This is a genomic window from Actinophytocola sp., assembly GCF_049647105.1.
Classification (GTDB): Bacteria; Actinomycetota; Actinomycetes; order Mycobacteriales; family Pseudonocardiaceae; genus Actinophytocola.
Window position 1 is genome coordinate 1 of the sequence record NZ_JBARWZ010000170.1, and the last position, 6,094, is coordinate 6,094.

5 protein-coding genes and 1 tRNA gene are annotated in these 6,094 nt (G+C 64.5%); 2 read left to right on the top strand and 4 right to left on the bottom strand.

Going from position 1 to position 6,094, the window contains the following annotated elements; all coding sequences use genetic code 11:
- Positions 1–524: 524 nt before the first annotated feature.
- The gene (locus WBA97_RS21285) at positions 525–1,016 is read left to right on the top strand and encodes a DUF4231 domain-containing protein (protein ID WP_424232637.1); all 492 of its coding nucleotides are present in this window, start codon (positions 525–527) and stop codon (positions 1,014–1,016) included.
- Between the two features lie 1,144 nt (positions 1,017–2,160).
- Here the strand turns inward: WBA97_RS21285 and WBA97_RS21290 are convergent.
- Entirely contained in the window at positions 2,161–2,421 is a 261-nt protein-coding gene (locus WBA97_RS21290; protein WP_424232638.1) for a HEPN domain-containing protein, read from the bottom strand.
- Between the two features lie 374 nt (positions 2,422–2,795).
- Positions 2,796–2,868, bottom strand: a tRNA-Ala gene (locus WBA97_RS21295).
- Positions 2,869–2,959: 91 nt separating this feature from the next.
- Between WBA97_RS21295 and WBA97_RS21300 the strand changes: the two genes are divergently transcribed.
- Positions 2,960–4,285, top strand: a complete 1,326-nt coding sequence (locus WBA97_RS21300; protein ID WP_424232639.1) for a phenylacetate--CoA ligase family protein — start codon at positions 2,960–2,962, stop codon at positions 4,283–4,285.
- Here the strand turns inward: WBA97_RS21300 and WBA97_RS21305 are convergent.
- Both WBA97_RS21305 and WBA97_RS21310 read right to left on the bottom strand, forming a co-directional pair.
- Positions 4,274–5,101 carry a DsbA family protein gene (locus tag WBA97_RS21305; RefSeq protein ID WP_424232640.1) on the bottom strand — a complete coding sequence of 276 codons (828 nt, stop codon included), beginning with the start codon at positions 5,099–5,101 and terminating at the stop codon, positions 4,274–4,276. The genes WBA97_RS21300 and WBA97_RS21305 overlap by 12 nt on opposite strands.
- A gap of 3 nt (positions 5,102–5,104) precedes the next feature.
- Positions 5,105–5,617, bottom strand: coding sequence for a MauE/DoxX family redox-associated membrane protein (locus WBA97_RS21310; protein ID WP_424232641.1), 513 nt, complete (start codon positions 5,615–5,617; stop codon positions 5,105–5,107).
- Positions 5,618–6,094 lie beyond the last annotated feature (477 nt).

A 6,094-nucleotide genomic window follows, 5' to 3' on the forward strand; every position in this document is an offset into this window, starting at 1 on the left:
GGCTGGAGCAGCGCATGACCCCATTTCACGCTGGAACAGGCCGTGCTCCACTTCTGCTCCAGAAACCGCTTCGCTAGCACGCTAACTGTCCACTTGAAACAATGATTCAAGATCAAAAAAAGTCCGCCGACCTGCGATAACTCGCCTGTCAGCGGACTTTGCACTATGTGGAGCTGAGGGGGTTCGAACCCCTGACCCCCACACTGCCAGTCGGGCGCCTTGTTGAGCGCTGACCTGGCGAACCTCTGACCTGTGCATTTTCGGCGAGCGTCCCGTAGTTCCCCCTGGTTCCCCGTGAACGACCGGCCCAACTGGCACGCATCTGGCACAGCCTGAGTCATGCGCTCACGGCAGGATCGAACCTTGCGACACGTTCTGGACCAACCTCGACGGAGCGGCGAACGCAAAGATGAACAAGACATCGAACGGAGGAACTACCTGGATCCGTAGTGCCGTTACGCCTGCACCTACTCCGCCGACACCATGATCAGCATGTTGGAGCGGACACCGAAAGCGAGATGGCAATGTCTGACGACGAACCACGGCCGGGATCCATGGATTGGTTCCACCAGGCGAAGGCGCCTGATGGAACACCCGTTCCGCAATCCGTCATCACCGAGTGGTCGCGATATGTCCACGCCGGAGAGCAAGCTCGCACTCGGCATGGAGTTCTGGAGTTGCTGAGCCTGGTGGTGACAGCGGCCGTACCCGCATGCGCAGCTTTCGAGGTGGGGGGCAAATGGATTGCCTTGATCGGGTCGGTGGCAATCGTTCTCAACGGAGGTCGCCAGCTATTTGGATGGAAAGAAAGCTGGGCAAACAGAAAGAAGGTCAGATACGCGATCGAACGGGAGGTGGCGCTCTTTTGCGTAGGCGCCGGTCGGTACAGCACAGAAGAGGCCGCGGTACGGCTTGTCGAGACAATAGAGGAAATCTGCGCTGAAGAGCGCGAGGATTGGCACTCACGACGCCTCGCCTTCGATGGGTCTCACTACCAAAAGTCCAATCATCGATAGCGCCATGACTACCACAAGCCAGCTCGACCTTCGTCAGCCACGCGTTCACGCAAGTCAGAGACGCCCAACGAAGCGCTACCAACCCCTTGCAAGTAAACCGCAGAGAATCTGACGTATTTTGCATTCTGTCGCAATTCTTGGTATAATTGAACCAAAGCAAGGAATCCCTCTCTCCGACGGGCTTTGAATTGGAGGTGACGATTTCGAGCAATATTGACAGGAGGTGATCTCATTTGAACAATAACGTCACATTGTTAATTATAGTGATTCTTATACTGGCGGCCGGTAGCGCCGTCGTGATTGTTACGGCGTCCGGTGTTGTGACATGGGTCAGCGCCCTTGCGCTAGCGGTGCGCGGCGTAGCGATGGCCGTCGCAAGAGCTGGAATATCTGAAAAGGAATGATCTCGCGTGTTCGCGCGAGACAAGAATTCGAACCAGAGCAAAAGCTGACTTGAACCAGACTTTCGGCTGATTGAGGTAGGCATCGTGCTGGCGCTCGTGTTCAACCACGAAGATGAATGTCCTGGGTCTAGAGTATGTTTCCTCTGACCTAGGACTTTCGATGTAGAACGGATGACGAGGGTCGAACCTGCGTTCTCAGTCTCGGAACCAGCCAAATCCACCTAGAAAAGGCAATCTGACCTGCAGTTATGTCCGGCAGGGTTAGCCGTTGTTGACCGTTGCGGACTACCCCTTTCAGCACGTAGACAGCACGGGGCTGGACCATCTTCACGCAGGTGAGGGGGATGCTGAGTCGCCCTGTGCGCCTCACGCCCGTTGTGGATCGGTCGTCTACGGTGATCCTGGCTCGTGTTTTCCGCGTTGATTGACTGTGCGTCAGCCGGGCTTACCCGTTCCCGGCGCGTTGCGAGCCGTCAGGGCCATCTGCCCCTCTGCTGAGGATGGTTCAGCATGATTGAGGTGACACCTGTGACACAGAGAGAGTGTGGGAAGACGGGACAACGTCTGAGTGTCACTCAGGTGTCACCGCCGTTTCCGCAGTTCATCCCACGTGAAGTGACCGAGTGACAGGTGAGACACCTGCGGGCACGTACCGGTCACTCTGTCGCTATCCACTGGCGAGCCCGGCGAACGTTGGTGGACATCACTAGCTGACTCTCACGTCCTTTACCAGGGCCAATCTAGTTGATCCAACTCATATTGTGGCGCATCGCCGCAGAATGACATCGGTCTTCGTCCCAACCAAGTTCGCGAAGGAAGACCAGTCGCAGCAGCGCATTCAAGGTCAGATCTAGGTGCCACATTTTGAGCGGATCTACCTTATCCATTCGATCCGAATGAGCGATGCAATTCCGATATTCAGCGACCGCTCCGGCGATCCCGACGACTGCACCGACGTCAGGCACCCCTTCAGCGAGGAGGTAAGGCTTTTCCAGCGACATCCTGCCATCCAAGCAGAGCCGTGCGGCTATCCGTAGCCAGGACAGCGGCCCCCTAAAGCGATGGTTCAGTCCTACTCGGTGACACTGTGACATGACGAGAGGTGAGTACATGACATCTCACCTTGGTGTCCGCTCGCCTACGACATCGCCAGACACGATCGCGGCGAACTTTCCGAGCACTCCAGCACTCGGGGCCGCCATGATCTACCAGCACGCGACCATGCGATCGCGGTAGCGCTGACCTGATAATCCAGGAGGCACCGGGGAGAACACGCGGCCTGATCTGGCACGCAACTGGCACGACAGCCGCATGAGTGAGGGCAACACGAAACCGGCAGGTGAAGACATACGTCTTCACCTGCCGGTTTGTGTTGTGGAGCTGAGGGGGTTCGAACCCCTGACCCCCACACTGCCAGTGTGGTGCGCTACCAGCTGCGCTACAGCCCCTTGTGCTCGTACAAGATACCCCGGCTTCCGGGGGCTGTTGCGGCGGGGTGGGTCCTTCCTCAATGGACCGCTCACGTGCTACACCCACATCGTGGTCGCTGATGCCCTGGTGGTGCCCCTTGTCGAGCCGGACGCGGAGGGGATCGATCCCGCGCGTCGCCGGGAGCTGCAGGAACGGCGGTTGCGAGGGTTGGTGGACCGGCTGCTCGCGGCGGGTGGGCTGCAGGCCGGGCGGTTGGCGGATGTCGGGGTGCGGGCTGGCACAGACGTGTCGCTCGACGACATCGATCGGCTGCCGACGGTCACGAAGCGTGACCTCTGGGACCACTATCCGGACGGGCTGCGGGCGGTGCCCGTCGACGATGTCGTCTGTGTGCACGGGTCGTCCGGGACGGGGGGCCGCCCCACTTTGGTGCCGTACACGGCCGCTGATGTGGACATATGGGCGCAGGTCATGGCGCGGGCGCTGGGTGGGGCGGGCGCGACGCGGCGCAGTCTCATCCACAACGCGTACGGCTACGGGCTGTTCACCGGTGGTCTCGGCGTGCACCACGGCGGGATGCGGCTGGGCGCGACCGTCCTACCTCTTTCGGGTGGGATGACGGACCGTCAGGTGCGGATGATCGTGGACCTGCAACCGGACATCCTGACGTGCACGCCGTCGTACGCGATCTTCCTCGGGGAGGCGTTGGCCTCGGCGGGGATCGAGCCCGCGAGCCTGCGGGCGGGGCTGTTCGGTGCGGAGCCGTGGACGCACGAGATGCGGGTGCAGATCGAGCGGCTCCTCGGGCTGCGGGCGCTGGACATCTACGGCCTGTCGGAGATCATCGGCCCTGGTGTGGCGGCCGAGTCGCTGGACTCGGACGGCATGTTGAACGTCGCGGAGGACCACTTCTTCGTGGAGGCCGTCGACGCGGACGGCAGGCCGGTTCCCGACGGCACGCCGGGCGAGCTGGTGTTCACGACGTTGACGAAGACCGGCATGCCGCTGCTGCGATACCGCTCCGGTGACGTGGCGACGCTGGCCGGCCCGGTGCCGGGCGCGCCACGCACGCTGCGGCGCATGTCGAAGCTGCTGGGCCGCACCGACGACATGCTGGTGGTGCGCGGCGTGAACGTGTTCCCGACCGAGATCGAGGCGGTGCTGCTGGCGGACGGCCGGGTCAGCCCGCACTACCTGGTGGTGGAGGACAGGCGGACCGCGGCGCGGCCCGAGCTGTGGGTCGCGGTGGAGCAGACCGGCGGGGACGAGTCGCTGGCCGCCGACCTCGGTGCGGCGCTGCGGGAGCGGCTGGGCATCACGTGTGCGGTGCGGGTCGTGGCCGCGGGCAGTGTGCCGCGTACCGAGGTCGGCAAGGCTAAGCGGTTCGTGCGCTGGTCGGAGGGTCCGCCGCCGCTGGCGGGTCTAGGCGGCTGACTCGATGAGCCTGTCGAGCCAGTCGGCCTTGCCGGTGTCGACGACCTGCTCCCCCGACGCGATGGTGGGCGTGCCGAAGCCCTTGGACCCGTCCGGGAACTCCTGCTGCAGGTAGGGCGCAGCCTTGGCCTCGTCGAAGTTCTTCTGCACCAGGTCGTTGTGCGTCCCGCCGGTGACGCAGGCCGTGAAGTCGTCGCCGGTGATGCCTAGTGAGGTGCCGAGTTCGGCGAGCTGCTGACGGTCCCAGCCCCGGCTGCCTTCCTCCGGCTGCTGGTCGGAGAACAGTGTCCGGTGGAAAGCGGGGAACTTGCCCGCGTCGGCGGCGCACAGGCCCGCGTTGGCGGAGTCCATGGAGTAGCCGGGCGGGTCGGAACGCTCGTTGAGCATGGGCAGCATGTGGTAGCGGACCCGGACGGTCCCGTCGGCGACGTGCTTCTCGATGTCCGCGCCGAAGGTCTCCTCGAACTGGCGGCAGGCCGGGCAGAGGAAGTCCTCGTAGACGTCGAGGGTGACCTTGGCGTCGGCACTGCCGACGACGACGACCCCGCCGTCGCGCTCCACTGGGAAGTCGGCCGTGGCGTCAGACTGCTCGGAGGAGCCGGGCGCCTCGATGTTCTTGCCCTCGGTCGCGTTCTTCTGGTTGTTGTAGATCAGCACGCCACCGATGACGGCGGCGGCGACCACGACGACCACAACGACGCCGACCACGAGCTTCTTGCGGTCGGTGCTCTTGCGGGCAGCCGCGACCGCCGGGCTCCGGCCCGAGGTCTGCGCCTGCTGCCGCTTCTTGCGAGCGTTGCGCTCAGCTCCACCCACCGGTCAAGTCCTTCCCTGTGTGTCCACGGTCTCCACCTCGGGACCGCGGCCCGTGAGCCAACCATCGACCGACCAGAGGCTGCGCGGCCGCACGGTCAGCCACACGGCGAGCAGCAGGAACCCGATGTCCCGTGCCAGTTCCCGCGGGTACTGCGTCTGCCCGGCCGCGACTTCCCCGCCACCGCCGAAGCACCCGCAGTCGATGGTGAGGCCGCGTGCCCACGACTGCGCGACCCCGCCGATGAACGCGAGCAGCACGATCCCGGACACGATCGCGACCACCCGAGTGCCGAGCCCGGCGAGGAGCAACACCCCGAGCAACAACTCGAGGAACGGCAGCCCAGCGGCCACGACACTGACCACCCCGGCGGGCAGCAGGTCATACGCCTGCACGGCGATGTAGGTCTGGTTGAGGTCGCTGACCTTGATCGCACCGGACACCAGCCACACAGCGGCAAGGCCGAGCCTGACGAGCAGGCCGATCACGTCGAGCGCCCGCACGGACGGACGAACCACAACGCAAAGCTACCGAACGCGCCTTAGGGCAACCTGAGAGCCCGTCGCCGCAGGTAAGCCCCCACCACGGCGCCGAAGACCACATGGTCCACGACCTGCGGAAAAACCGACAAAGCACGCACCACAGCCGCCCGCCGCCCCGGCAACCGAAGATCAAACCAACGCGATGCCGCCCCCAGCGATGGCTCCCCAGAAACCCACCGCCGAGCAGGCAAGACCCGAGCGAGCACACCCCCCAGAACTCAGAAATGGCGCGGGGCGGGGCGGAGCGCGGCAGCGCGGGGCAGACGCGGGAGCAGCAGCGGGGCGCGGGCAGCGGAGCGGCTGCGGGGAGCGACGAGGGCGCGGAGCGGAGTGCGGGCGAGCGCGGAAACGCGGGGCGGGCGACGCAAGACGAACGCGGCGCAGAGCGCGAGGCGGCAGATCGTGGCGCGGGGCGAGGGACGGGGCTGCGTGGCGCAGGGCGCGGCGCGGGGC